We start from the raw sequence: 1,019 nt of genomic DNA, 5'->3' as shown, positions 1-1,019 counted from the left end.
ACGAGCATAACTTTCTTCAAGGTAAAAGCCTCACCGCGCCAGTTACGATGCCCGAGTGCGTTGAGACGACTGGCAATCTGCTGGTCGTTGTCGGTCTCCAGCAGTTCGTTGATCAGTGCCACAACCGCTTCCGGGGTCTTGCGGATCACGGCCATGGGCCGGGGACGAGCTACTGCCAGGCTTTGCGTGCGACCTCCGCGCCAGCGTATGTGCATGTTGATCTTCTCGTCGACCAGCAGTGTCACGTCTTCGATGAGGAGACCAAGCATGCGTTTACGCTCGACCGGGCTCGTGCGCTCGTTGTTCCAGATGCGCGGAAAATCTGCGGCCAGCGCTCGGATCCGTTCCTGCATAGCGCCGTCCAGCAATGACTGGTCTGTCTCGTTCTGACGCTCATGTTCGCGCTGAAGCGTATCGAGGTCGCGAAGCTTGCCATTCCAGTCCGCTTCGAGTGCGTCGGCAACCAAGCGGTTGTCGGGATCGACCTTCAGATAGCGTCGGCGTGCGAGTTCAGCCTCATACCGGGCGCGCTGTAACTGCTTGTCGCGCAGCGAGGCGGCTTGTTCGACACGTTGCGAGATCTCCTCCTGCACCGCAAGTGCGACCTCTATCGCCGTGGGTGCCATTGCTTCGAGCAGCAACGCGCTGATCGCTTCATCGATCGCTGGTCCTCTTGCCCATTGGCAAGCCTTGCCCGCGTGGCGCACGACGGCCTCGTTGCAGATGTAATAGGGACGAAGCTTGCCCTCGAACTGTTCATAATGGACCCGCATGCGGGCGCCGCAACGACCGCACAAAACTCTTCCTTGCAATAAGCCGTTGCCCTGGCGAGGCATACGACCCCGCAGGCCCGGAGAAAAACCGACTGCATTTTGTTCGAGACTTGTTTGATTGCGCTCGAACTCGTCCCACGAGATGTAGCCTTCATGGGCCTGAGGGATGAGCACCTGCCAGTCGGACCTCGGCATCTTCTGCTGTACGGACTTAAGCTTGGCATTATAGACCGTGCGGGTGCGTCC

1 protein-coding gene is annotated in these 1,019 nt (G+C 59.4%); it reads right to left on the bottom strand.

Features of this window, described 5'->3' with window-relative positions; translation table 11 throughout:
* Positions 1 to 1,019 (bottom strand): recombinase zinc beta ribbon domain-containing protein (locus tag IB277_RS37585; protein ID WP_192373404.1); only part of this gene is annotated, 1,019 nt, incomplete at both ends.

The organism is Ensifer sp. ENS07, from assembly GCF_014852185.1.
Classification (GTDB): domain Bacteria; phylum Pseudomonadota; class Alphaproteobacteria; order Rhizobiales; family Rhizobiaceae; genus Ensifer; species Ensifer adhaerens.
Note: the sequence above shows the minus strand (reverse complement) of the source record. Positions and strands in the feature narration are given on the sequence as shown.